General features: G+C 64.4%; 21 protein-coding genes. 12 read left to right on the forward strand and 9 right to left on the reverse strand.

Going from position 1 to position 24,486, the window contains the following annotated elements:
- The first annotated feature begins 67 nt into the window (after positions 1-67).
- Positions 68-505, forward strand: a complete 438-nt coding sequence (locus tag ACSBM8_RS19200; protein WP_442679586.1) for a GreA/GreB family elongation factor — start codon at positions 68-70, stop codon at positions 503-505.
- A gap of 222 nt (positions 506-727) precedes the next feature.
- Here the strand turns inward: ACSBM8_RS19200 and ACSBM8_RS19205 are convergent, their stop codons facing one another.
- Both ACSBM8_RS19205 and ACSBM8_RS19210 read right to left on the reverse strand, forming a co-directional pair.
- Positions 728-1,327 carry a hypothetical protein gene (locus ACSBM8_RS19205; RefSeq protein ID WP_442679587.1) on the reverse strand — a complete coding sequence of 200 codons (600 nt, stop codon included), beginning with the start codon at positions 1,325-1,327 and terminating at the stop codon, positions 728-730.
- Between the two features lie 120 nt (positions 1,328-1,447).
- Positions 1,448-2,002 carry a DNA-3-methyladenine glycosylase I gene (locus ACSBM8_RS19210; RefSeq protein WP_442679588.1) on the reverse strand — a complete coding sequence of 185 codons (555 nt, stop codon included), beginning with the start codon at positions 2,000-2,002 and terminating at the stop codon, positions 1,448-1,450.
- 78 nt (positions 2,003-2,080) lie between these two features.
- Here ACSBM8_RS19210 and ACSBM8_RS19215 point away from each other — a divergent pair, with 78 nt between their 5' ends.
- Positions 2,081-3,037: a bifunctional helix-turn-helix transcriptional regulator/GNAT family N-acetyltransferase gene (locus ACSBM8_RS19215; RefSeq protein WP_442679589.1), complete on the forward strand. Its 957-nt coding sequence runs from the start codon at positions 2,081-2,083 to the stop codon at positions 3,035-3,037.
- Between the two features lie 72 nt (positions 3,038-3,109).
- Here ACSBM8_RS19215 and ACSBM8_RS19220 read toward each other — a convergent pair whose 3' ends face one another.
- Positions 3,110-4,450: an SGNH/GDSL hydrolase family protein gene (locus ACSBM8_RS19220; RefSeq protein ID WP_442679590.1), complete on the reverse strand. Its 1,341-nt coding sequence runs from the start codon at positions 4,448-4,450 to the stop codon at positions 3,110-3,112.
- 228 nt (positions 4,451-4,678) lie between these two features.
- Here ACSBM8_RS19220 and ACSBM8_RS19225 point away from each other — a divergent pair, with 228 nt between their 5' ends.
- The 10 genes from ACSBM8_RS19225 (at position 4,679) to ACSBM8_RS19270 (ending at position 14,641) form a co-directional block, all read left to right on the forward strand.
- On the forward strand, positions 4,679-5,437 hold the full coding sequence (locus ACSBM8_RS19225; protein WP_442679591.1) for an SDR family NAD(P)-dependent oxidoreductase: 759 nt from the start codon (positions 4,679-4,681) through the stop codon (positions 5,435-5,437).
- Between the two features lie 325 nt (positions 5,438-5,762).
- Entirely contained in the window at positions 5,763-6,488 is a 726-nt protein-coding gene (locus ACSBM8_RS19230) for a GNAT family N-acetyltransferase (protein ID WP_442679592.1), read from the forward strand.
- A 77-nt stretch (positions 6,489-6,565) separates the two neighbouring features.
- On the forward strand, positions 6,566-7,102 hold the full coding sequence (locus tag ACSBM8_RS19235) for an AAA family ATPase (RefSeq protein ID WP_442679593.1): 537 nt from the start codon (positions 6,566-6,568) through the stop codon (positions 7,100-7,102).
- Positions 7,103-7,258: 156 nt separating this feature from the next.
- Positions 7,259-8,341 carry a DUF2235 domain-containing protein gene (locus tag ACSBM8_RS19240; protein WP_442679594.1) on the forward strand — a complete coding sequence of 361 codons (1,083 nt, stop codon included), beginning with the start codon at positions 7,259-7,261 and terminating at the stop codon, positions 8,339-8,341.
- 114 nt (positions 8,342-8,455) lie between these two features.
- A complete protein-coding gene (locus ACSBM8_RS19245; protein WP_442679595.1) occupies positions 8,456-9,019 on the forward strand; it encodes a GNAT family N-acetyltransferase in 564 nt (187 codons plus the stop codon).
- A gap of 91 nt (positions 9,020-9,110) precedes the next feature.
- Entirely contained in the window at positions 9,111-9,569 is a 459-nt protein-coding gene (locus tag ACSBM8_RS19250; RefSeq protein WP_442679596.1) for a hypothetical protein, read from the forward strand.
- A 132-nt stretch (positions 9,570-9,701) separates the two neighbouring features.
- Positions 9,702-10,529, forward strand: coding sequence for an alpha/beta fold hydrolase (locus ACSBM8_RS19255; protein ID WP_442679597.1), 828 nt, complete (start codon positions 9,702-9,704; stop codon positions 10,527-10,529).
- A gap of 200 nt (positions 10,530-10,729) precedes the next feature.
- Positions 10,730-11,308 (forward strand): LemA family protein, encoded by a 579-nt coding sequence (locus tag ACSBM8_RS19260; protein WP_442679598.1) that lies wholly within the window; start codon positions 10,730-10,732, stop codon positions 11,306-11,308.
- On the forward strand, positions 11,305-13,305 hold the full coding sequence (locus ACSBM8_RS19265) for a DUF2207 domain-containing protein (protein WP_442679599.1): 2,001 nt from the start codon (positions 11,305-11,307) through the stop codon (positions 13,303-13,305). The genes ACSBM8_RS19260 and ACSBM8_RS19265 overlap by 4 nt, the downstream gene beginning before the upstream one ends.
- A 37-nt stretch (positions 13,306-13,342) precedes the next feature.
- A complete protein-coding gene (locus tag ACSBM8_RS19270; protein WP_442679600.1) occupies positions 13,343-14,641 on the forward strand; it encodes a hypothetical protein in 1,299 nt (432 codons plus the stop codon).
- Positions 14,642-14,664: 23 nt separating this feature from the next.
- Here the strand turns inward: ACSBM8_RS19270 and ACSBM8_RS19275 are convergent, their stop codons facing one another.
- The 6 genes from ACSBM8_RS19275 to groL all read right to left on the reverse strand — a co-directional run bounded on the left by ACSBM8_RS19275 (position 14,665) and on the right by groL (position 24,453).
- Positions 14,665-15,657, reverse strand: coding sequence for an alpha/beta fold hydrolase (locus tag ACSBM8_RS19275; protein WP_442679601.1), 993 nt, complete (start codon positions 15,655-15,657; stop codon positions 14,665-14,667).
- A 73-nt stretch (positions 15,658-15,730) separates the two neighbouring features.
- Positions 15,731-17,656 carry a transglycosylase domain-containing protein gene (locus ACSBM8_RS19280; RefSeq protein WP_442679602.1) on the reverse strand — a complete coding sequence of 642 codons (1,926 nt, stop codon included), beginning with the start codon at positions 17,654-17,656 and terminating at the stop codon, positions 15,731-15,733.
- 375 nt (positions 17,657-18,031) lie between these two features.
- Complete coding sequence (locus tag ACSBM8_RS19285) at positions 18,032-21,256, reverse strand: hypothetical protein (RefSeq protein WP_442679603.1); 3,225 nt, start codon at positions 21,254-21,256, stop codon at positions 18,032-18,034.
- Between the two features lie 73 nt (positions 21,257-21,329).
- Complete coding sequence (locus ACSBM8_RS19290) at positions 21,330-21,926, reverse strand: mobile mystery protein B (protein WP_442679604.1); 597 nt, start codon at positions 21,924-21,926, stop codon at positions 21,330-21,332.
- Entirely contained in the window at positions 21,927-22,397 is a 471-nt protein-coding gene (locus tag ACSBM8_RS19295) for a mobile mystery protein A (protein WP_442679605.1), read from the reverse strand.
- Between the two features lie 406 nt (positions 22,398-22,803).
- The gene (gene groL, locus ACSBM8_RS19300; RefSeq protein WP_442679606.1) at positions 22,804-24,453 is read right to left on the reverse strand and encodes a chaperonin GroEL; all 1,650 of its coding nucleotides are present in this window, start codon (positions 24,451-24,453) and stop codon (positions 22,804-22,806) included.
- Between the last annotated feature and the right edge of the window lie 33 nt (positions 24,454-24,486).

The following is a 24,486-nucleotide window of genomic DNA, read 5'->3' on the forward strand; positions in this document are numbered from 1 at the left end:
TGTCCGACGGGGGCAGGCGGCTCGATCCGCCCGCCCCGCCGGCATGTGACAGAATGAGGACCAGGATATGAGCGTCGCCTTCCGCCGCGAGAGCGATGAAGAGCATCTCGAGCCCAAGTTCGAGCTGCCGATCCCGCCGGGCCCCAATCTGGTCACGGCGCATGGCCTGGCGCTGATCGAAGCCAAGGTCGCCGAATATGAGGCGATGGCGGAGGCGACCGACGATCAGAAGCGCACGATGCGCTATTGGCGCCACCGCCTCGCCAGCGCGCAACTCGCGCCGCCGCCGCCCGAAGATGAGGTCGGCTTCGGCAGCCGCGTGACCTTCACCCTCAACGGGCAGCGGCGCGAGGTCCACATCGTGGGCGAGGATGAGGCCGAGCCGAGCGCGGGACGGATCGGCCTGCAATCCCCGCTCGCCCAGGCGCTGCTCGGCGCGGGCGCGGGCGAAATGCTGCCCTTCGCCGGCCGCGACGACGCGATCGAGGTCCTAAGCCTCGCTTAAGCCTGGACCGCTGCCGGGGGTCACCGCAGGGGCAACTCCTGTCCATCTCCAGCCGGCATTAGGATGATCTTAAACGCAGCCGTTCGTGCCGAGTAGCGACCGAGTTGCCCGCAGGGCGTATCGAGGGCGCGTATCGAGGCATCGGTGATGGTCTCTCGATACGCGCTCTCGACAAGCTCGATCGCCACTCGAGACGAACGGTTCCTACGAAGTCATCGCGTTTTAGATAATCGGGCCCTTGGGCGCGGCTTCCGCGTCCGCCTTGTCCTTATGCAGCACGACCGGGGTCACCTTGGGTGCCTCCGGCTTGGCCTGCTGGACCGCCGGCGTCGGCGCGCGGCTGTTCATCGCATTGCAGTCGCCTGAGCTCTGCTTGATCACCTTGGGCGCCTGATTGGTGCCGAGCGCGGTGACCTGCACGCTCTGGCTGCACTGCGCGCCATTGCCGCTGCTGTAAGAGGTATAGCTATAGCTGACCGTGCCCGGCGGCAGGCTCTTGAGCGCGGCTTCGCTGATCTGGCCGCTCGAAGGCGCGGCCTGCCGGAGCATCGCCGCCTGCTGCAGCATCGCGTTCATCTGATGATCCATTGCCATCGAAATGCGGTCGAACATCGCGAACGGATCGGATTCGACGAAGGCGACCGGCATGGCATCGGGCGCGACCACGACCTGCGGCGCGACATTGCCGCGATAATGGATCTGGGCGACGCTGCCGTCGGGGAGCGCGACATTCATCACATGGCCACGATCGGTGGCGAGCGCCGCCCCGGTCACGGCGACCGCGCCGGCACCTGCGAGAAGAAGCTTGGTAAGTGTCCGCATCAGACTCCTCCTTCGTGAAAATGGACGAGTCGGATTGTCGTCGATCCAGCTGAACCGGGGATTAAAAAGGCCGATTGCCACGGCAAGCTGTGCCGCGATCGTCACCGCTTGGAGGGCGGATCAAACCTGATCCCGGCGGAAGCAATCGGGCGCGTGATCATTGACCATGCCGACGGCCTGCATCCACGCATAAGCGATCGTCGGCCCGACGAATTTGAACCCCCTGGCCTTCAACGCCTTGGAGATCGCCTCCGAAATCGGCGTGCTCGCGGGCACGTCGATGCCGCTGTTGCGGACCGGGGCGCCGCCCGCCAACCCCCACAGCCAGGCGGAGAGATCCTCGCCCGCATCGCGCATCGCCACATAGATTTTGGCGCCTCCGATCGTCGCCTCGATCTTGGCGCGGGCGCGGATGATGCGCGCATCATCCATCAGCTCCGCGATCTTGGCCTGATCATAGCGCGCCACCCTGTCCGGATCGAACTGGTCGAACGCGCTGCGGAAGCCGTCGCGGCGATGGAGGATGGTGCGCCAGGACAGGCCGGCCTGGAACCCCTCCAGCACCAGCATCTCCCATAACAGGCGCGGGTCACGCACCGGCACGCCCCATTCGGCGTCATGATAGGCGATCATCTGGGCATCGCCTTCCGCCCACGCACAGCGTCGTATCGTCATGCCCGCAGCCTAAAGCCGACAATGGCCGTTGACGAGACGCAAGCATGAACATAACATGTTATATAACAGCATATGGGAATGAGTATGGCTACGGATGTGTTGGCGGACATGGGCCCGGTCTTCCTCGGCAGCCGCCTGAAACGGCTTGCCGAGCGGCTGCAGGCGAGCGCGGCGCGGGTGATCGCGGATGCCGGGCTGCCGGTGCAGCCGACGCATATGCCGCTGCTCGCCGCGCTCGATCGCGGGCCGATGACGGTCGGCGAACTCGCCGAGACGGTCGGCTCCAGCCAGCCCGGGGTCACGCGCGGCGTGGCGCAGCTTGCCACGCTTGGCCTGGTCGCCTCCGCGCGCGGTGCCGATCTGCGTCAACGCACCGTGTCGCTCACCCCGGCCGGAGAAGAGGTGATGGCTCAGGCCAAGCGGCTGATCTGGCCGCGCGTAGGGCAGGCGGTCGATGCCATATTGGCGGGCCTATCGGGTTCGTTGCTGGATCAGATCGCCGGGGTGGAGGCGGCACTGGCCGATCGCCCGCTGGAGGCGCGCGTTGCCGGCCTCGACCCCGCCGGCCGCGTGATCCGGGAATATAGCGACGATCTTGCCCACCATTTCCACGACATCAATGCCGACTGGATCGGCGATATGTTCCGGCTGGAGCAGACCGATCGCGACGTACTGGAAAATCCGCGCGCCCGGATCGTCGATCCCGGCGGCGCGATCCTGTTCGTGGAGGCGCCCGGCCTGGGCGTGATCGGCACCTGCGCGCTGCAAAAGACCGGTCCCGGCCGCTTCGAACTCACCAAGATGGGGGTGCGCCCCAGCGCGCGCGGCACGAAGGCGGGCGAATTTCTTCTGGCCGCGACGATCGCACGCGCGAAGGCGATGGGCGCGGAAACGCTCTATCTGCTCACCAGCCGCAAATGCGCGGCCGCCATTCACCTCTACGAGAAACTCGGTTTCCGCCACGATGCCGAGATCATGGCCACGTACGGCGCGCGCTACGAACGCTGCGATGTGGCCATGCGCTATGTCGGCTAGCGGCACGCCCCACACCGGTTCGTCCTGAGCGAAGGCGACGGACGCGATCGGTGTGCAACGCCTGACCGCGGTCTATTCGCCCGTCACGACCTTCAGATCCACCGCATCGCCCATCGCCCGATAGCCGGCATCATTGGGATGCAGATGATCGGTATCGTTGAAGCGCGGGTCGAAACTCAGCGGATCATTCTTGTCCGCTACGACGGCGGCAAAATCGATCACCCCGTCGAAAGTGCCGGACGTCCTGATCCAGGCGTTCATCGCCTGGCGTGTCGCCTCGCCTTTCTCCGCCCAATAGCCCGCGCCTTTATAGGGCGTCAGCGTGACGCCGATGACGCGGATGCCGTGGGCATGGGCGCGGTCGACGATCTGCCGTTGGGCGGCCTGCAACGCGTCGGCCGGCGCCGGTTCGACCGATCCGATCGTCATGAAGCCGCGGCCGATATCGTTGATGCCCTCCATCAGGATCAGCACCTTCACGCCGGGCACGCTCAGCACGTCGCGATCGAAGCGGGCGAGCGCGCTCGGCCCGCTGCCGTGCCGCAACAGGCGGTTGCCGCCGATGCCGGCATTCACGACCGACCAACGGGCCTTGCCGGGGCGCGCGGCAAGCCGTTCGGCCAGACGGTCGGGCCAGCCGCGAAAGGCGTTGGCGGTCGATCCGGATCCTTCCGTGATCGAATCGCCCAGCGCCACGATCGCCTGCGTCGGCTTTGCGGCCGCAACCTCGACCTCGCTAACCAGCGCGGGCGCGCGGGCCAGCCGCACATCCGGCAGCCGCGCCGCGCTTGTCTGGTTGCCCGCCGTGCCGGCGACATAGTGGAACAGGGTCCGCGCCCCGCGCACCGCCAGACGGTCCGGCGTGTAGGTTGATATCGCCAGCCGATCGAGCGCCTTGACCGGCAGCGGAATGGCGTCGCTCAACAAAGGCGCGCCCGCGGGAACGACCACGCCTTCATGGCCGGCGAAGGTGACGGCCCGGTCGCTGCCCGGCACGATCGCACCGTCCGGCCCGGCCAGTCCGACATGCACCGAGCCCAGGCTCAACGGCTCGACGCCATTCTCGTTGGTCAGGCGCAGACGGACGGCATCGCCCGTCGCCGAGATGCGCACGATCTGCCGGATCGTCACATTGGCCAGCTCCGCGCTGCCCGTCTCCACCGGCAGCCCACCCGGATTCTCGATCTTGGGCGCGGTTGACGTTGCGGGGGCGGCGGCCGGCGGCGCCGCGAGCGGGACCAGCGGCCCGTTGGCAATGGCAATCGGCGTGGGGGGCAACAGGCCGGGCGGGTTCGGGGAGGCGGAATAGCCCCATGCGCCGACCCAGGACGCGGGCGGCGCCGCGCTTGCGGCTCCTAACGCCGAAGTAATCCCGAACAGCGCGATCGAAAGCGCAAGCTTGCGGCGGACCATATGTCTCTCCCCGGTATCATCCCGCCCGATTATCGCTGTTATATCAGGCGCATCTTTCCCTTTGATGGGTCCTGATCCGGCCGCCAAGGGGGGAACGTCCAGTGTCCGCACCTTTTATCTCCGGAGTGGATCGCAAAGCCGGCGCCTTCGTCTGCGCATTCCGGTACGGACCGGTCGATCGCATTGCCGGCCTGCCGGAAACCCTCTGCGCCATCGGAGACGCCGCCCTTGTCCATTCTGACGGAAACCCCTCCCGCCAACCGGACGATGCTGCTCACCGGGGCGAGCCGCGGCATCGGTCACGCCACCGTGAAACTCTTCTACCAGAATGGCTGGCGCGTCCTCACCGTCTCGCGCGCGGCCTTTGCGGAGGATTGCCCCTGGCCGGGCGGCCGCGACAATCACATCCAGGCCAATCTTGCCGACCCCGCCGGCTTCGACGCGCTCGCGGACGACGTGCGTCAGCGGCTGGGCGGTGCGGGCCTGTCTGCGATCGTCAACAACGCCGCAATCTCGCCGAAGCGGGAGGGCGGCGCGCGGAAAGGCGTCTGCGACACGAGCTATGAGGATTGGCTGTCCGTCTTCAACGTCAACTTCTTCTCCGTCGCCATGCTGTCGCGCCTGCTTCTGCCGGAACTCAAGGCGAGCCAGGGCGCGATCGTCAACGTCACCTCCATCGCGGGTTCGCGGGTCCATCCGTTCGCCGGTGTCGCCTATGCCTGTTCCAAAGCGGCGCTCGCGGCGCTGACGCGCGAACAAGCGTTCGAATTCGGGCGCTACGGCGTGCGCGTAAATGCGCTCGCTCCCGGCGAGATCGACACGTCCATCCTTTCGCCGGGGACGGACGAGATCGTCGAGAAGCAGATCCCGATGAACCGCCTGGGCGATCCGCTGGAGGTCGCGCGGACCATCCTGTTTCTCTGCTCCGGCGAAGCTTCCTACATCAACGGCGCCGAAGTTCATGTGAATGGCGGCCAACATGTATGATCCTGCCCGCAGCGGACGTCTCTCCTTGAGTACGATGACGTCGTCAGGACCCGTTCGTCTCGAGGTGCGATCGAGCCCTTCGACTGCCTGCGAGGCAGCCGCTCAGGACAGGCTTGTCGAGAGCGCGTATCGAGAGATACCACCAATGCCTCGATACGCGCCCTCGATATGCCCTGCGGGCAACTCGGTCGCTACTCGGCACGAACGGATCAGTATAAAGTCATGACGCTCTAGCCGCCTGACCTAAAAGCCCGGCGCCATTGAAACGGCCGGTTCAGTCCATTCCGAATCTAGGATTGCACCCCGGTTCTGGTAGCGCCGCGCCATGGCAAGATTATCGAATTCCGTGCTCGGCTATTGGCGTCGGACCTTTGCAACCGAATGCCTGCATATCCTTGGCAATCTGTCATTTCATATCAGCGACACGCTGGACCCCAAGCGTCCCGCCATGATCCTTGAACTGACGGATGGATCCGTGCAGGTCGCTGTCACCCCTGACATAGCCGAACGATCCGGCATTGCTGTCTCGGATGATGTGTCGCCCGATGATCTGAAACGCGGGTTGAGACGTGCTGGCGTAACGCTGCACGACCCGGATTATCTCTTCTACCTTTCGACCGACGAACCGCTGCCGTCCGGTTCGACGAAGGCACCGCGCCAACTCACCGATGCCGATCGCACCGCCTTCGACATATTCTACAACACCGCGTCCGAGCAGGACCGGGAGGATGCCTGGGTCGAGTTGCACCATTGGGCGGTGTTTGGATGCTTCGACGGCGACCGGCTCGTATCTGCCGCCAGCATGAATCTGTGGAATGACAGCCTTATTGCCGATCTGGGGGTGCTGACGCTGCCCGACGCTCGGGGGAAGGGGATCGCGCGTGCGGTTGTTCAGGCGATCAACATGTTTTCACGGCAACAGGGATATGAACCCCAATATCGTTGCCAGCTCGACAATCAGGCGTCTGTCGCCTTGGCCAAATCATCTGGCCTGACGCTGTTCGGTCAGTGGACGGTGGCAAGCGATCCGCGCGTCCCCGGCAAGGAATAAGCCCGCCATGTTCAGTGCCGATTGGACGGGCGTTTTGGGACGCGTGCCGGATTCCCAATGCGACGCGGACATACAGTATGGCTGACAATCTTCACGTTATCACGGGCGGTCCCGGGTCGGGTAAAACGAGCTTGATCGACGCTCTGGCCGCCGAGGGCGTTCGCCGCATGCCGGAAGCTGGGCGGGCGATCATCCAGGACCAAATGGACATTGGCGGCACAGCTCTGCCTTGGGACGATCGCCAAGCCTTCGCGATGGTGATGCTGGCCTGGGAAATGCGGTCTTACCGCGAGGCGGTGAGCGCACCCGGCCCGATCCTCTTCGATCGCGCCATTCCCGACGTGATCGGCTATTTGCGCCTGTGCGGATTACCCGTGCCGCCCCCTGCGTCGAAAGCGGCCGCGCAGCGCCGCTATGCGCGCAGGGTGTTCATCGCGCCACCCTGGCCCGCCATTTTCGAGCAGGACGCGCAGCGCAGGCAGACGTTAGCGGAAGCCGAAGCCACGTACCATGCGATGGTCGATGCATATTCCAGCTTGGGCTATGTGCTGGTGGAACTCCCTCTGGTGTCCGTAGCGGAGCGGGCGAGGTTCGTCCGCCAGCAGATTGCCTAACCACCGGCACCTTGCGTTCTGCCGAGGCGGGGAAGGGGTAGCTTTTTAACAGGCCCCGATTTTCCCTCCGGAGTGGACCGCAAACAGCGCGCGCCCGTTTTGCCGATCCGGTACGAATGCGGCGATGAAGGGCGATGCACCCCACAGGCGGCAAGTGTGAAGCGGATCGTCGTCTGTTGCGACGGCACCTGGAACGAGCCCGATCGCAGCGCGGGGGGCAAGCCGTCTCCGACCAATGTCGTCAAGCTTGCCAGTCTCGTGCCGGCGTACGGCGACGACGGCGTCGAACAACGCGTCTTCTACCATAATGGCATCGGATCCATGTCGTCGCGCACCAAGCGCTTCATCGATGGCGCGACCGGCTATGGCATCAGCCGCATCCTGCTCGCTTGCTACACCTGGCTCATCCGCACCTATCAGCCGGGGGACGAACTCTATTTCTTCGGGTTCAGCCGGGGCGCCTATACGGCCCGCTCGCTCGCCGGCTTCGTGCGCAATTCCGGCATCCTTCGCCCCGAGAATGAAAGCCTCTCGCAGGAGGCGTTCGCGCTATATCGCTCGCGCGATGGGCAGCGCATGCCGCGCGCAGCCGCGTCGCGCCTGTTCCGCCGCAGCTATAGCTGGCCGGGCGATCTGCCGATCCAATGTATCGGAGTCTGGGATACGGTCGGGTCGCTGGGCGTGCCCAACACGATCTTCCAGGGCATATTGAAGCACGTCTTTCGCGTGAACCGGGAATTCCACGACACCGATTTGTCGTCGCTGGTGCGCTATGCCTTTCACGCGGTGGCGATCGACGAGCGGCGCAAGCCGTTCCTGCCGACCTTGTGGACCTTGCCTGCGGATGCGGTCGGCGGCCAGCATCTGGAACAGATGTGGTTTGCCGGCTGCCATGGCGATGTTGGCGGGGGCAATCCCTGCCCCGATCTGGCCGACGTCACGCTGGCCTGGATGGTGGATCGGGCGCGCTTTGCCGGGCTGAAGGTGGACGATCCGGCGACGCTGGTGCCGCCGACCTACCCCGCTTTCCATCCCGATCCGCTCGGCCCGATCAAGGACACGCTCACCCTCTTCTACCGGCTGTTCGGTTCGGGTGTGCGCACCGTACGCGATCCGGCGGCAACGGTGCAGACCCGTGAAAGCCTGTCGGGTGCGGCGCGCTTACGTTGGGCCAGGACGGACTGGCGCCCGCCGCCGCTGGTCGATCTGCAGCGCCGCGAGCCCGATCTGCTCCCGTGACGGCGGCGATGCGACATTTGTAGAAACAATTCCGGCTGTGCCGCACCGGCTCCGTCAGCGGAGGGAAGTCGCATCCCGCCGCGCCATCGCGCAGGCCCCTAGAGAGAGTAGATCGTGAATACGCAACTGACCTGGCGGCTGGCGCAACCGGCCGATGTCGCCGCCATCAACGCACTCACCGCGCGCTCCATCCGTGCGCTGCACAGTGGCAGCTATAGCGATGCGGTGATCGATGAGGCGGTGCGCCATGCCTATGGCGTGGATTGGCAGCTCGTGCGCGACGGCACCTATTTCGTCGCCGAAATCGACGGCGCGCTCGCGGGCGCGGGCGGCTGGAGCTACCGCCAGACCATCGCCGGCGCACACGGACCCGACAGCCCGGCCGCACCCTTGCTCGATCCTCTGCGCGACGCCGCACGCGTCCGCGCTTTCTACGTCGATCCGGCTTATGTGCGCCGGGGCGTGGGGCGGCTGCTGCTCCAGCTGAGCGAAGGCGCGGCGCGCGCCGCCGGCTTTGCCGAGGCCGAACTGACCTCGACCTTGCCCGCCGTGCCGTTTTACGCGGCCTTCGGCTATCGCCCCGTCCGCACGTTCGAAATGCCCATGCCGAGCGGCGCGATGCTGCATCTGGAATTGATGACCAAGCCGCTCGCAATCGCACCGCAAGCGCCCGCCTGACGCGGCGATAGGACGCCTGCGCGGCCATGCCGGTGCGTTTCGCGGCGTGGATCGTTCTTCCCTGCTGCTGCGCGGTTGGAAGGGAAGGCACATGGTCAGGGCAATAATTTGCTGGGTTCTGCCGCTCCTGATCGCGCTGCCGGGCGCCGCCCCTGCGCGGCCCGCATCGGCAACGCCGATAAAGCAGGGCACCTTGCCGCCGGGGCCAGCGATGATCGTGATCGCACCGCAGTATATCCCGCCGCGCGACCGCGCGTCGGAAGCCTATGCCGATTGGACCGCCTACCTAAACGACGTGATTGCAGCCCAGCCGCCCCGGCTCCTGATCGTGCGGATCACGCCGGCGCAATGGCAGCAGCGCGTCGGGCGTCCGGCGGTAGCGGATGGCTATGCGACGGTCTTCCTGCGACGCGATGGCACGGCCCTGTTCCACCAGGGCATGATCCTGGAGCTAGACATCTACCGTTCGGCCCTCGCCTGGATGACGACGGGACAGATTCCGGACGCGGCGGCGCGCGGCCTCACCGCCATCCGCATCCGACCCAATTAGCCCGCCACAGTTCCAGCAAGAAATGGAAACGATGCGATGACAACGTTTCTATTTTCGCGTGACCGCTTCTTGCGCATGCTTGGGTCATCGGCGCCGCACCGGCCCTGATCGCATCGCAAAGGGAATATCCTCATGGCCACCATCACCACCCAGGACGGCACCCAGATCTTCTACAAGGATTGGGGCGACAAGGATGCGCCCGCGATCATGTTCCACCATGGCTGGCCGCTCAGCGCCGACGATTGGGACGCGCAGATGATGTTCTTCCTGCTCAAGGGCTATCGCGTCATCGCCCATGATCGCCGCGGCCATGGCCGCTCCAGTCAATCCGCCACCGGGCATGACATGGATACCTATGTCGCCGATGTGATCGCGCTTACCGATGCGCTCGATCTGAAGAACGCGGTCCATATCGGCCATTCGACCGGCGGCGGCGAGGTTGCCCGCTATGTCGCCCGCGCCAAGCCCGGCCGCGTCGCCAAGGCGGTGCTGGTCAGCGCGGTCGCGCCGATCATGGTCCAGACGGACAGCAATCCCAATGGCGTGCCGATCGCCGTGTTCGACGATGTCCGCACCCAGACCGCCACCAACCGCGCCCAATTCTTCTACGATTTCACGCTCCCCTTCTTCGGCTATAATCGCGAAGGTGCGGACGTGAAGGAAGGCGTGCGCCGCAATTGGTGGCGCCAGGGCATGATGGGCAGCGTGCTGGCCCACACGCTTGGCATCAAGGCCTTCTCCGAAACCGACTTCACCGACGATCTCAAGGCGATCGCCGTGCCGACTTTGGTGATGCATGGGGAGGACGATCAGGTCGTTCCTTTCGCCACCACCGGCAAGCTTTCCGCCCGGATCGTGCCGGGCGCGGTGCTGAAATCCTATCCCGGCTATCCGCATGGCATGCCGACCACGCATGCGGACGTCATCAACGCCGATCTGCTCGCCTTTATCGAGGGCTGATTTTCGCGGCACAGCGAAAACGAAAAGGGCCGGGGGCATGCTCCCCGGCTCTTTTTGGTAATATCTTCCACGACATAGGTAGAAAAGCGGCGCAATTGGCCGCGTCCGGCGCGCCTGTCCCGCCAACTGCCCCCCTGTTCCGCGCCGTGGAACTGTGCAACGCGTCCGTTGTTCTGGTCCGGTTTGGAGCGAAAAACGCGATGCATTTCCCGATCTGGTTGCCCGTCGGAATATTTGTCGTCGTCGTCTTGCTCTGGGGCGTCATCGTCTTCAACCGCCTCGTCCGCGCGCGGGCGCTGGTGCGGGAGGCGTGGAGCGGCATCAAGGTGCAGCTGCGTCGCCGCGCCGATCTCATCCCCAATCTGGTCAGCATTGTGCAGGGCTATGCCGCGCACGAAAAGACCTTGCTCAACGAGCTGACCGCACGCCGTGGCGAGGCGTTGCAGGCGACCACACCCGCCGATGCCGCGCAGGCCAGTGCCGCGCTGGGCGGCGCGCTCGGCCGCATCATGGTTGTCGCCGAAGCCTATCCGGAGCTGAAGGCGGATGCGAATTTCCGCGCGCTGCAGGAGGAATTGTCCGAGGTCGAGACCGAGCTGCAAGGCGCGCGCCGTTATTACAACGCCACCGTGCGCGATCTGAATTCCAGCGTCGGCGCCTTCCCGACCCTGCTGATCGCGCGGCCGCTCGGCTTCCACGAAGAACCCTATTTCGAGGATGACGATCCCACGATCGAAAAAGCCCCCGTGGTCCGCTTCGACGGCGCCGCAAAGGCATGAGCTTCCTCTTCCGGCTGGCCGCCGCATTCGGCCTGCTCGCGCTCGCGCCTGCAGCCGCGCTGGCGGAAGAGCGTATCACCAACTTCGTCAGTGACGTGCATGTCCAGCGGGACGGCGCGCTCGATGTGGTCGAGACGATCAGCCTGATCTCCGAAGGCAATCAGATCCAGCGGGGGATCCTGCGGGATTTCCCCACCCGCTATCGCGGCACGTTCGGCAGCAAGGTTCAGATCGGCTTCGATGTGCTGGATGTGACCCGCGACGGTAAGCCCGAACCCTATCAGTTGAAGGAGGTGTCGAACGGCACCAGCGTGCGCATCGGCAGTGCGGACGTCACGCTGGAGCCGGGGCCGCACGTCTATCGCATCCATTACCGAACGACCCGCCAGCTCGGCTTCTATAGCGACGTCGACGAGCTGTACTGGAACGCCACCGGCACCGGCTGGGTATTCCCGATCGATCGGGCCGAGGCGCGTATCACCTTGCCGCAGGCGGTGCCGTTCGGAAAACGCGCCGTCTATACCGGGCCCCAGGGGGCGACCGCGCACAATGCCGCGGTCGTCTTCGAAAAACCCGGCCAGATCGTCTTCCGCACCACCGTCCCGCTGGATCGGAATGAGGGGCTCACAATTGCCGTCGCCTGGCGCAAGGGCGTCGTTGCGGAGCCGAGTTTCCTCACCCGGCTCGGCTGGATGCTGCGGCAATACGGCCCGATGCTGCTCGCGATCGGGTTGCTGCTGGCGATCGCGATCCGCGCCGGCCTGCTGGTATCGCGCGCCCGGCGTAACCCCGATCCGCGGCCGATCGTGCCGCTCTTCGCCCCGCCGGAAGGCTTTTCCGCGGCGGCGCTGCGCTATGTCTGGCGGATGGATTATGACGATCGCACCTTTGCGACCGCCATCGTCGATTCCGCCGTGCGCGGCGCCCTGCGGATCGTGGAAACGTCCGAAGGGTCCAATCCCAGCCGCACCCTGGAAAAAGGCGATGTCGGCGCCATCACCCTTCCCCCGCCCGAAGCCGCGATGGTGGGCGACCTGTTTCGGAAGAACAGCAAGCTCGCCTTGCGGCAATCCAATTATGCCGTGATCAACGACGCCCAGGCTTCGCTGCGCGAGGGGCTGGACGATGCGTTCGGCAAGGATCGCTATTTCTCCGATGCCGGCCGCCGCAAGCTTCGCCCCTGGCGGTCGATGTTCGGGGCGTTGCTGTTGGTATCGTGGGTGCTGGCGCTGCTCAGCCCCCGCTCGATCCTGACGGTTACGCTCGTGCTCGGCGCCATCGTGGTGTTCGGCTATATCCTCCTCCGCTGGATCGCCCGCACGCGCGACGCGCTGCCGAAGGGCGAAAAGACCGGCCTCAAGATCCTCCTCTGGATGATATGGATCGTGCTCGGCCTGGGTTATCTTCAGGCCTGCGCCGCGGTTGTGATGATGGGCACGCTCGGCGGGAATGGCTGGCCGCTCCTCCCGATCGCGCTCACGGTGCCGATCATGCTGTTCGCCTGGCCGCGGCTGCGCGCACCCACCGCGGAATTCTGGCCGATCCGCGCGCAGATCCAAGGGTTCCGCATGTATCTGGATACGGCCGAGGAAGATCGGCTGGAAAAGCTCAACCCGCCTGAAAAGACCGTCGCTCTGTTCGAACGCTATCTCCCGTATGCCATGGCGCTGGATGTCGAAAACCGCTGGGCCAAGCGCTTCACCGGCGTCCTCGCCGCCGCCGCGATCGATCCCACCGTCGATAGCGACGACAGCGTGCGCAACCGGCCCTTCTATACCACCTCGGCCGGCGCGATGCCCGATCCAGGGTCGCTCACCGAAGCCCTCGGCCGGTCCTTCTCCGATAAGATCGCCTCCGCCTCGACTGCGCCCGGGTCTTCGGGTGGCGGGGGTGGGTCGTCCTCTTCCTCCTCCTCCAGCAGCTCCAGTTCCAGCGGCTCGTCCGGCGGGGGTTCGTCGGGCGGCGGCGGCGGCGGCGGTGGCGGCTCGGGCTGGTGACGGTCCGCGTCCGCACAGTCTGATCGTGGGACGAAGGATGCAAAGGCGCGCGCTTCGGTGGGCGGTCGCGCTCGGCCTGCTCGCGGCCTTTGCCGGCGCCGCACCCGCCCAGCGCCCGCTCCTGCCCGATACGCGCATCACCGCCCGTGCGAACGGGGATTGGCGCGTCGACTATCGCTTCGCCGCCCCCGTCGCCGAACTCCACTTCGCGCGCTCGCCCGACGGCAGCCGCACCACCGGCTGGTCCGCCACGCCTGACTTCGAAATCGTGCGCGGGCAGGAGGATGAGGTCGTCCGCCGCCGCGATGGCCGGCCCTTCACCGCGGTTGCCTTGGCCATGCCGCCGCGCTGGCAGGATCTGCCGCGCGATTATGCGCCATTCTCGCCCTTCGGCGATGGCGGTATCCTGGTCCATAGCGGGCGCTTCTTCGCCTGCGCCGGCCCGTGCGCGGCCGCCTCGCGCTGGCGCATGACCATCGTCGCGCCACCGGGCCTGCCGATCCTGCTCGACGGGCGGCGCTTCACCGGATCCGCCACGTGGGTCGACGGCAATGACGGCCGCAACATCTATCTCGGCCGCACCCAGCCGGTGGAGACGCCCGATATGGTGGCGGTGCTGGACGGCGCGCTGCCCCCCGCCATCCGCACGCGCCTGCTCACCGAATTGCCGGCCTATATGCAGTTCTTCGCCCGCAAGCTCGGTCGCCTGCCGCAGCGGCCGATGCTGTTCGCCTCCTATGATCTCACCGATCGCGCCGGGGACGGGCGCAAGGGCGGTGCGCTGGCGGGGCAGGTCTTCGTCCATTTCTACGGCACGCGCTGGCCCACCCTGATGCAGACACCCGATTTCGGGCAGGACCTCGCCTGGTTCTTCGCGCACGAGGCCGGGCACCTCTACCAGCGCCAGATCACGACCGGCGACGATGCCGGCGCCTGGATCCACGAAGGTGGCGCCGAAACCTTTGCCAGCCTCGCCACCGCCGGCGCCGCACCGGCCTTTGCCGCCGCAAAGCGCGAACAGGCGCGCGCGGATTGCGCCAGGCGGCTGGGCGGCCGCGCCCTCCACGACGTGCTGGCGGCGGGAGACAGCCAGGCGAGCTATTCCTGCGGCCTGCTCGTCAACCTGTGGCTCGATCAGGCGGCGCGCGCGCGCGACCCCGACGGGCTATTCGCCGTGTGGCGCGACTATATCGCGCGATCCGCACGCGGCGGCGGATCGGAGGCGGGGTTTCTGGCCTCGGTCGCGGCGGTGCGTGGCGACGATGTCGCCGCGCAGGCCTTGCGAATGATCGAACGGCCAAATGGCATGCGGGCGCTGCTGGACGATCGCCGCTAGCCCGGCCAGCGCCGGGTCCGGCCTCAGCCGTCGTGGGCGCCGACGAAGGTGGTAATGGCGCGGCGCCAATCGTCCGGTCGATCGAACTGGATCATGTGCCCGGCCTCCGGAATCTCGATCAGGCTGCCCGTCCGCAGGCGGGGCAGCAGCGTGCGCATCGCCGCCGGTGTGACGAAATCATATTGGCCCGCCATCAGCAGCGTCGGCGCAGCGATCTGGCGCAGCAGATCGCGGTCGTCCAACGTCGCGAGCGTGCCGCCAAACCCGAAACCGTCTGTTTCGCCGGTGAACCAGGCCGCGACCGCGTCGCCGCGATCCAGCGGCGTGCCGTCCATATAGGCCGGCCCCGCCTTGGGCTTCGGCCCACGGAATAGGAATTTGGCGCGGAACGCGCGCGCGGCGGCGCCAAGCTGTTCCGGATCGACGGGCTTGCCGTCCAGATTGCGCTCCGCAATCGCGCGCTCCTCCGGCGTCAGCGCGCCCAGCAGGCTGCGCTGGCTGTCCGCGAACATGCGCGCGGACAAGGGCGATCCCTGCACGATCAGGCTGCGCAGCCCCTGCGGCTGCCGCGCGGCGTAGCGCGTCGCGACGATCCCGCCCCAGCTGTGGCCGTGCAGGTGGAACTCCTGCAGGTCCAACGCGGCGCGGATCGCGTCGATCTCGGATGCGAACCGCTCGATCGTCCAGTTGGCGGAATTGCCCGGCGCATCCGAATGGCCGCTGTCGAGCTGATCGTAGAGGATGATCGCGCGATCCGTGGCAAGCGGCACCGCGGGAAACAATTGCCAGCAGGCGCCGCCGGGCCCGCCATGCACCAGCACCAGCGGCTTCTTCGCCGCGCGGAGATTGCCGTTCACGCGCACGAAGATCGTGCCGCCGCGCACCGGTACGCGTAATTCGCGGTCCGCCGGGGGGATCAGCAATTCGGGCGGCGCGGCCGCTGCCGCTGCGGGCCAAAGCAAGGGTGTGGCCGCCAGCCCGGCCAGGATCGTGCGGCGATTATGCTGATGCGTCATGACAGTCCCCCCGCGGCGAAAGGTGCCGCAAGAGGTCGGTGCGTGCAATGCTTGCGGGCCAATGCGCCGCGGCTCACAAGTGAATGTCGATCTTGATCCGATCCAGCAGCGACCGCAGGAATCCACCCACGCTCTCGCCCGCATCGGGATCCACCGCGCGCGGCACGGGCTTGCCCGCCGGCCGGGCGCCGATCGCGTCGGCGGTGAAGCGGCGCCAGATGTTCGCCGGCAGCCCCCCGCCCGCGACGCCGGGCAACGGCTGATTGTCGTCGCGGCCCACCCACACCGCCGTCGCCAGCCCGCCCGCAAAGCCCACGAACAACGCATCGCGATTGTCCTGCGAGGTGCCGGTCTTGCCATAGGTGTGCACGTTCAGCGCCGCCCCGCGCCCGGTGCCGCTGTTCACCACGGTCGACAGCAGATCTAGCAGCATCGCCCGCTCGCGCGCATCCAGGCGGTGCGGCGCATCCGCCGCCGCGCGCCGCCCCGCCTGACCGGGCAGGCCATAAGGCCGCACCGGGTACGTGCCGCCCGCAACCGCGGCATAGGCGCTGGTCAGCTCCAGCAGGCTGGTGCCCGACGTGCCGAGCGCGATCGCCGGCTCGGCCTTCAGCGGGCTCTGTATCCCCATATCCTGCGCCGCCTGCACCACCGCCGCCGGGCCGACCTTCTGCGTCAGCCGCACCGCGGCGGCGTTGCTCGATCGCGCAAAGGCTTCGCGCAAGGTGATCGCGCCGCGATAGCGCCCGTCGCTGTTGCGTGGGGACCAATTGCCGATCGTGATCGGCTTATCCTCGACCAGATCGTTGGGCGTCATCCCATCGCGCAGCGCCGCCAGATAGACGAACAATTTGAAGGTCGATCCCGGCTGCCGCCGCGCCTGCACCGCGCGGTTGAAGCTGCTCTTCGCATAATCGCGCCCGCCCACCATCGCCACCACGCGCCCGTCCGGCCGCATCGCCACCAGGGCGACCTGCGCGCCGGCCGGGCGGGCCTGAGCGACGGCATGCTCCGCCAGCCGCTGCAGCCGCGCGTCCAGCGTGGTGCGGACCGTCGTCGCGGCAAAGGCGTCGTCCGCATCCCCGCGCACCCCGGGCATCACCCAGTCGCTGAAATAGGTCGCCTGCGTCGCTTCGGGCGCGCGCTTCAGCCGCAGGCGCGCGGGCGATGCGCGCGCCGCCTCGGCCGGCGTCAGGAAGCCCGCTTCCCGCATCGCCCCCACCACCAGAGCCGCGCGCCGCTGCGCCCCCGCCAGGTTCGCGCTCGGCGCCAGCCGCGACGGCGCCTTCATCAGCCCCGCCAGCAACGCCGCCTCGCTCACCGTCAGCGCCTCGGGCCGCTTGCTGAAATAATGGCGCGCGGCCGCGCGCAGCCCATAGACATTGTCGCCGAAATAGACGTCGGACAGATAGCGCGACAGGATCTCGTCCTTGCTCAGCCACGCCTCCAGCCACAGCGCGATCAGCATCTCGCGCAGCTTGCGCGCGGCGGTTCGATCGGAACTCAGATAGACCAGCTTCGCCAGCTGCTGCGTGATCGTGCTGCCACCCTCCTGCATCCGGCGGGCGCGCGCATCGTGCCACGCCGCGCGCGCGATCCCGCGCGGATCGACCCCTATATGTCGGTAGAAACGCCGATCCTCGATCGCGAGGAACGCCTCGCGCACATGCGCCGGCAGGCGACGGACGTCGACCGGGCTGTCGGTAACGGCACCCCGGCGGGATATCAGGCTGCCGTTCGACGCGAGCAAGGTGACGCTGGGCGGCGCGATCGGCCGCAACGTCCGCGACGGCGGCGCGACGATCGCGAGCCAGGCGATGGTGATGAGGAGCAGGATCAGCAGGGTTGCAAGCACCCAGCGCGCGATCCGCCAACGGCTGAACCGGCGCTTGGCGGGCGGCGGGGCGGGAGGTTGCGGGGCATGGACGGGTAAGTACTGTGGCAACTCGCCATTGGCCGCGACATCCGCGCGCGCGTCATCGGAGGGTGCCTGGAACATCGACTGTGTTATATGAGCAAAACACGTCCAGAGAAAGGGCGGTTTCGAGATTCGTCGTAATGCGGCCGTGAGCTCAGGAGCGTTCCCGAACGGCTCCGCCTTGTTCCGATTGCTGCGCCCTGGAAGCGAAGATTCGAAGGTTTTCCGGCTGCTTTGAGCCTCACTTGTGGTCGTTCGAGACAGCGCCGTGCGATCTCAATTTTGCCGAGATGCCACGGGATATAGAGCCGGGCATTGCCGAACCGTTTCAACCTTCGGAAAGCCAAGACTCGGTTGGTACGCGACGCGAGCGAAATGTAAGTCTGAGGCCGTGTTCAGGCTGACCAAGGGGTTGGGCGTAAACGCTTGCGCATTGCCGCAAATTGGCTGGCGGCGCTACTCGTCGTCTCCAACGATTTGGCGTAGGGACATGTTCTCTATGTCCGTCGGGCCGACATCTGCGGCTTTTTTTACGAAGAGTTGCCGTTTGAGGATGAGACCACAATCAGTGAGCCATTTCGGCTCGCCCTCGGTCATGACGGCCGGCATGAGGTAATACGCGCTCTTTTCCTGATACCATTTGAGAAAGCGATCGATGTTTTCGCTAGTATGCGGTTCCATCAAATGCGCTCGAGCAGCCATGGCGACGGGCTTTCCCGGTTTCATGTCTTCTTTGGGCGGCTCGCGGGAGGCGATCTGAACAAAGTAGTGGTGTGGCCTGTCGGGAAAGACATTACGAACGATGGCCACTCGGATTTTATCGGCTTCATCGACGTTGCCGAAACGGGCTATCCAACGAATGAATATCGTGCGCGCCGCCTCTTCGTTGTCGAAAACCAAAGCGAGAATGGGCGGATAGTCAGGGCGCATCTGTAGCATCCCAACGCCCCGCCAGCCCGCCTCGCCCCAGGCATGGATGTCGATAACCGACCGAATTTCGTAATCGCGGTGATCGGTCGGCATGTGTGGCTCGCCGCTGGGCTCGTCTTCTGCCTCTGCGTCGTCGGCATCAATGGTCAGGTCGAGAACGTCCAACTTAGGGCGGGGGAGTCTGGCAGGGTATTCCGGGAAATTGTGCTCGTTCCAATCTGACAGCCTTTTGACGTCTCTGTCGGTGAGGCGGTGATGGCTAACATTTGCAGCGACAATCATCGCAAGGCGTTGTCTGACCGCCTCATCCACGAACAGCGTTTTGAGTAGTTCGTCTGGCTCTTGGATGATGAATGCAGCGCCGAGCAGATTGCCGACGATGGTGTCGACCGCGTGATGTATTTCCTCCTGCTTGCGGAAATCGGCTGGGGAAAGGCTGACAGGCCAGATAAGGTTGGCGGACATGGCCATCAGATTCAGATCGAGACGCGGGTCTGCATCCGTATCGCCTGTAACAAGATAGATCGTGAAAAGGTCGGTATGCGGAAGCAGCTTAAGTTGAGTTGTCGTCGCGAAAAATGCCTCAAGGCACGCTAGGATCGTGCGGGCAATCATGATCGGTAGATCGCCCGTTTCGTGAAAGATCTCGACCTTCATGCCGAGAAGAACGGTATATGAGCGTTCGTCAGAGCCTTCGCTTAACAAGAGGGGCGCCTTAAGCGATCTAGCCACGGGCTGCGACGCAAGAACCGACATTTGCTGCTGGAGTGCAGGGCCGTCATCAATTGCCGGAATTGTGCCTTCGTCTCGGAGCTCCTGCTCATATCCCAATATGTACATCAGGCCGACGCTTGCGCCGAAAAGGCTCAAGGCGGTCAGTAGATCGGGGAGTCGCGTCAGCCGGGCTAGTTCCTCATCGGTCGCGTTGATCAGCCGGGAGCCCAAAGAGATATCCAAATCCGTTAAGCTCTTTTCGGTGATCTTTTGCGCTGCTTCCGGCAGCCGGGTACCGGCCGCCGCGCCGCGCATCAGTTGGATGGCGTAGAGAGCGTCGGGCAGGACGCCCAATTCCAAGCTAAGCCAAGCGAGCGCTTTCATTGTCGGAATGAAGCGCGGCGACATTTCGTTGTGGATGTCGGCTCGGCTTACAAAAGTTGCAGAGATGAATAGTGCAGTGGCGCGTGCCGCCCAAAGAAGGCCGGCGGACCGGTACGCCATCATTAGAAATATCTGAGCTTCGATAAGCTCTTCGACATGCTCTTCCTTTGTGAGACGGCTGGCCGCCTTACCGAGCAGCCGGATGGTTTCGAGCTTATCAAATTCCTGAATTTGTTTGGCTCTCTTGAGCAAAACCAACGCACCCTGCGCTTCGCTGGTTCGCCTCGCTACGAAGTCCGCAAGCTTTTCAACCAGGGCACCGTATGACGGGTCGTTGACGGCGAGATTTCCGCCAAGATCGATCATCTCCGGGAGCCGATACGCGCGAAACTCGCCAAGCCCTTCCGCATCATCCAGGATGCTCGAAAATTCGCTCCATACAGCTGGCAGCATGTCGGCAGATTGGCTCAATATTGCTTCGTTCATGTGATGGATCGCGAGCATCGTGCGCGCTTCCAATCGATTGTTCGGCCGCTCTTCATCCGCAGCGATCAACGTTAGTTTTGCGGTCAGGGAAGCCGAGCGCGTTTCGAAATCCGCTTGATCCGGGGTCAATGCGCCACGGATAATGCTGTTCACCAAAAGCTGATGCAGCGTGCATAGAAACTCGACGTTTCTGGCGTAAGTGTCGTCGCCCAACAGCGCTTCGAACTCGTCGTAACGCGAGGTCAGGAAGTCCACGTCATCGAACCACCAGAACGCGGTCCTGATTTCCTCGTATCGCGCCTCTAGTTGCTGACGATGACTGCCATATTTATCGGCTAGCCGCACCGCTCTGCCGAGCCGCCCCTCAGTCTCGAAGCGGGGCCGCTCCAAATTCCTAGACAGCTTGGCAGCGAGCAGCGCCTCGGAGACAAGCTGGCCCTCTAGTCCAGACAAGGCAGCAGGATCGCCGATCAGCTTTTCAATGTCCGCAAGTTGTCTGGTCCGGGAGTAATCGGTCGGGCCCAGCTGCATAGGATCGCTGACCGCTTGCCCAACACTCAAATAGTTGAACGCGATGTCCTTGCGGTCGTTTTCCACGACCTCCTTGATGATCCAGGCACGATCAAGGATCTCGACCTCGACGCCATATTTTTGAGACAACTCTTGCTCAATGCGGGCGCGGTCGCGCGCTCTCGTCGCTTGGCTTGAGACAAAGTAGATGCAATCAAATTCCTGACCGGAATCGATGATGCCTTTTACGTCCGCTCGGACCTTTTCAGACCATTTCGCCTTGGCGCTAAAGGCGAACCCATAGCGCTCCTTGCCGTTGCTTCCCTCGCCAATCAGCCAGCGCTCAGCCACCTCTTCGGAGACGGTGTATGTGTCGGCGTCAACCTTCGCGTCGCCGCCGCCCTCAGGACCGCTTGGCGGTCTGATGTTCGGGGTGATGACGCGCTCACAAAGCTTTCTGCAGAACAGTTCGAAATCATGCGTTTCGTTGCGCTCGGTTATCGTGGAAAGTTTGAAGCCTAGAAGTGCGGCGTCGAGAACGTAGGCGGATTTATCCGCCGTGTCGGAATAATATTCCGGACGACGCTCTCGCATGAAAGCGGATGGGGAAACCCCCTGTTTCTCCTCGCCTGCTGGTGGCGTGTCCCCATTGGCCATAGAACATTTTTAGAACAACTGGACTGAATGTCTAGGTACGGTTCGGCCCAATTTGGTCGTGTCCGCGAGTGTTTTAAGAGCGGGCGAATTCCAATAGCGGGCCGATTTCGTGATTATCGGCAAGCTTCAGGGTCTCGATGTACTTCGTTCTAGTCTCGCCAGCCGTGACTAGACTGGTTTGTCCCCAGGAAAAGGCAGACTGTCCCAGTTGCTGGGCAAGCAGGTCGCCGATCATACGCGAGAAGCGCCCATTCCCGTTCGGGTAAGGGTGAATGGCGACGATGCGGTGGCTGAACCGAATGGCGATCTCGTCTGGTAGGTAGGTCTCGTGCTCTGCCCAGTAACGGGCGTCATCGATGGCCAATTTCACTTCCATTGGGATGCGATAAGCATCTACCCCAATATTGCGCGGTGTCTTTCTGTAGGTGCCGGCCCACGCCCACACGTCACCGAACATGCGCTTATGTAGGGTGTTCAGGAAATCCTGAACGAGCACGTCGCGCTTCCGGCGTTGCGCCCATTCCAAGCCTTGCCCGATGTTGATCTGCTCGGCTTCGTTTAGCTCATGCCTGAGCGTGATGTACGAGGGGATCAGTTGCTCGCGCTCTTCCGCCTCGAGCGGCGTGTTGCCGTCGTCGTCATCCTTGAACAAAGGGTCGACCGGCGGCAATTAGTCGTCCTCCCAAAGCCCGCGCAGCGAACCGTTCAGCGCAAAATCGATCATGCGCTGCTGCTCAAGTAAGAGGTCCGGTTTCTGGAGCGCTTGGTTTTCCAACTTCATCGTGTGGTCCAGCCGCGAGATCGTGCGGCCCGTCTTTTGAGCCACGCGCGCGCGCAGGGTTTCGTCCAGCGACGATCGAGGGACAAAGCCGTAGACGAATTGGCAGTCGAGCGCTTCCGCGGCCTGCCGCAGACTTTTGATAGTCGTGCTCCCCGTGATCTCGGCTTTTTCGATCACTGGGATTCGGGACGGTGCTACGCCCATGCGGGAAGCAAGCTGCCGGGCGGTCATGCCCAGGGCCTCACGAATAGCTTTGATCCAACCTTTCGGTGGCGGGATAAGGTTCGCCGACCTCAAGGGCTCAAGCCTTCGATCCAACTGCTTGCGGGCTAGAGCCGCCTGATTGCTGTTCATACGCATGTGTTTTTTCCTCTTATTAATTTGCACATATTTGTGATCATTTCAAGGAACAATGATCACTTACATATGAACGACTTTATGGAAAAAAAACACATATATAAGAACGAATATATGGACGTCCTCGAGGCGCTTATGAAAAAGAACGTTAAGGGGTAAACTCTCACCTTATCGTGGGAGAGGGCAATAGGATCAACGAAATGCCACCGCCGTGGAGCGGGCACTCGTCTGGGTAGGCTACCGGCGGACCCGCGTCCGCGCACTGTTCCTCCTTCCATGTCCGCTTTTACAATTGGCCGACCGGGAAGCTGCCGGTTTTGAACCGGCCCAATTCAAGACATAGAAAAAGGCCCGGAGGATTTCTCCTCCGGGCCCTCTTTGTACGTAGGTTTGGTCTGGTGAAACGGACTTAGAAGTCCATGCCGCCCATGCCGCCCATGCCGCCGCCGGGCATGCCGCCCGCCGGGGCCTTGTCGTCGGCCGGAAGCTCGCTCACCGCCGCTTCGGTGGTGATGAGCAGGCCGGCGACCGAGGCCGCATCCTGGAGCGCGGTGCGCACGACCTTGGTCGGGTCGATCACGCCGGCGGTCACCAGGTTTTCGTACGTGTCGGTCTGGGCGTTGAAGCCGACGTCATGGTCCTGGCCGTCGAGCAGCTTGCCCGAGATGACCGCACCGTCATGACCCGCATTGGCCGCGATCTGGCGGACCGGCGCGTACAGCGCCTTGCGGATGATATCGATGCCGCGCGTCTGGTCGTCATTGGCGCCCTTGAGGCCGTCGATCGCCTTGGTGGCGTACAGCAGGGCCGTACCGCCGCCGGGGACGATGCCTTCTTCCACGGCTGCGCGGGTTGCGTGCAGCGCGTCGTCGACGCGGTCCTTGCGCTCCTTCACCTCAACCTCGGTCGAACCACCGACCTTGATCACGGCAACGCCGCCGGCGAGCTTGGCGAGACGCTCCTGGAGCTTCTCACGGTCGTAATCGCTGGTCGTGCTCTCGATCTGGCGACGGATCGCTTCCACGCGGCCCTTGATCGAATCGGCTTCACCCGCACCGTCGACGATGGTGGTGTTGTCCTTGTCGATCGACACGCGCTTGGCGGTACCCAGCATGGCGAGCGTGACGCTCTCCAGCTTGATGCCCAGGTCTTCGCTGATGACTTCGCCCTTGGTCAGGATCGCAATGTCTTCCAGCATCGCCTTGCGACGATCGCCGAAGCCAGGCGCCTTGACCGCTGCGACCTTCAGGCCGCCGCGCAGCTTGTTAACGACGAGCGTGGCCAGAGCCTCGCCCTCAATGTCCTCGGCGATGATCAGGAGCGGACGGCCCGACTGAACGACGGCTTCCAGGATCGGGAGCATCGCCTGCAGGTTCGACAGCTTCTTCTCGTGGATCAGGATGTACGGATCGGCGAGCTCGACCGTCATCTTGTCCGGGTTGGTGATGAAGTAAGGCGACAGGTAACCGCGGTCGAACTGCATGCCTTCGACGACATCCAGCTCGAATTCGAGGCCCTTGGCTTCCTCGACGGTGATCACGCCTTCCTTGCCGACGCGGTCCATCGCTTCGGCGATCTTCTCGCCGACGACGGTGTCGCCGTTAGCGGAGATGATGCCGACCTGGGCGACTTCCTTGGTGCCGGACACGGGGCGCGAGCGCGCCTTGATGTCCTCGACGACCTTGGTGACGGCCAGATCGATGCCGCGCTTCAGGTCCATCGGGTTCATGCCGGCCGCAACCGACTTCATGCCTTCCCGCACGATCGCCTGGGCGAGCACGGTGGCGGTGGTGGTGCCGTCGCCGGCAACGTCGTTGGTCTTCGAGGCCACTTCGCGCAGCATCTGCGCACCCATATTCTCGAACTTGTCCTTGAGTTCGATCTCCTTGGCGACGGTGACGCCGTCCTTGGTGATGCGGGGCGCGCCGAACGACTTGTCGATCACGACGTTGCGGCCCTTCGGCCCCAGCGTGACCTTTACCGCATCGGCGAGGATGTCGACGCCGCGCAGAATGCGCTCACGGGCGTCGCGCGAAAACTTGACGTCTTTCGCTGCCATGATGTGTGTTCCTTCTCTCTAATCTCGAAAGAC

This window comes from Sphingomonas sp. ASY06-1R (assembly GCF_052180265.1).
GTDB lineage: Bacteria > Pseudomonadota > Alphaproteobacteria > Sphingomonadales > Sphingomonadaceae > Sphingomonas_I.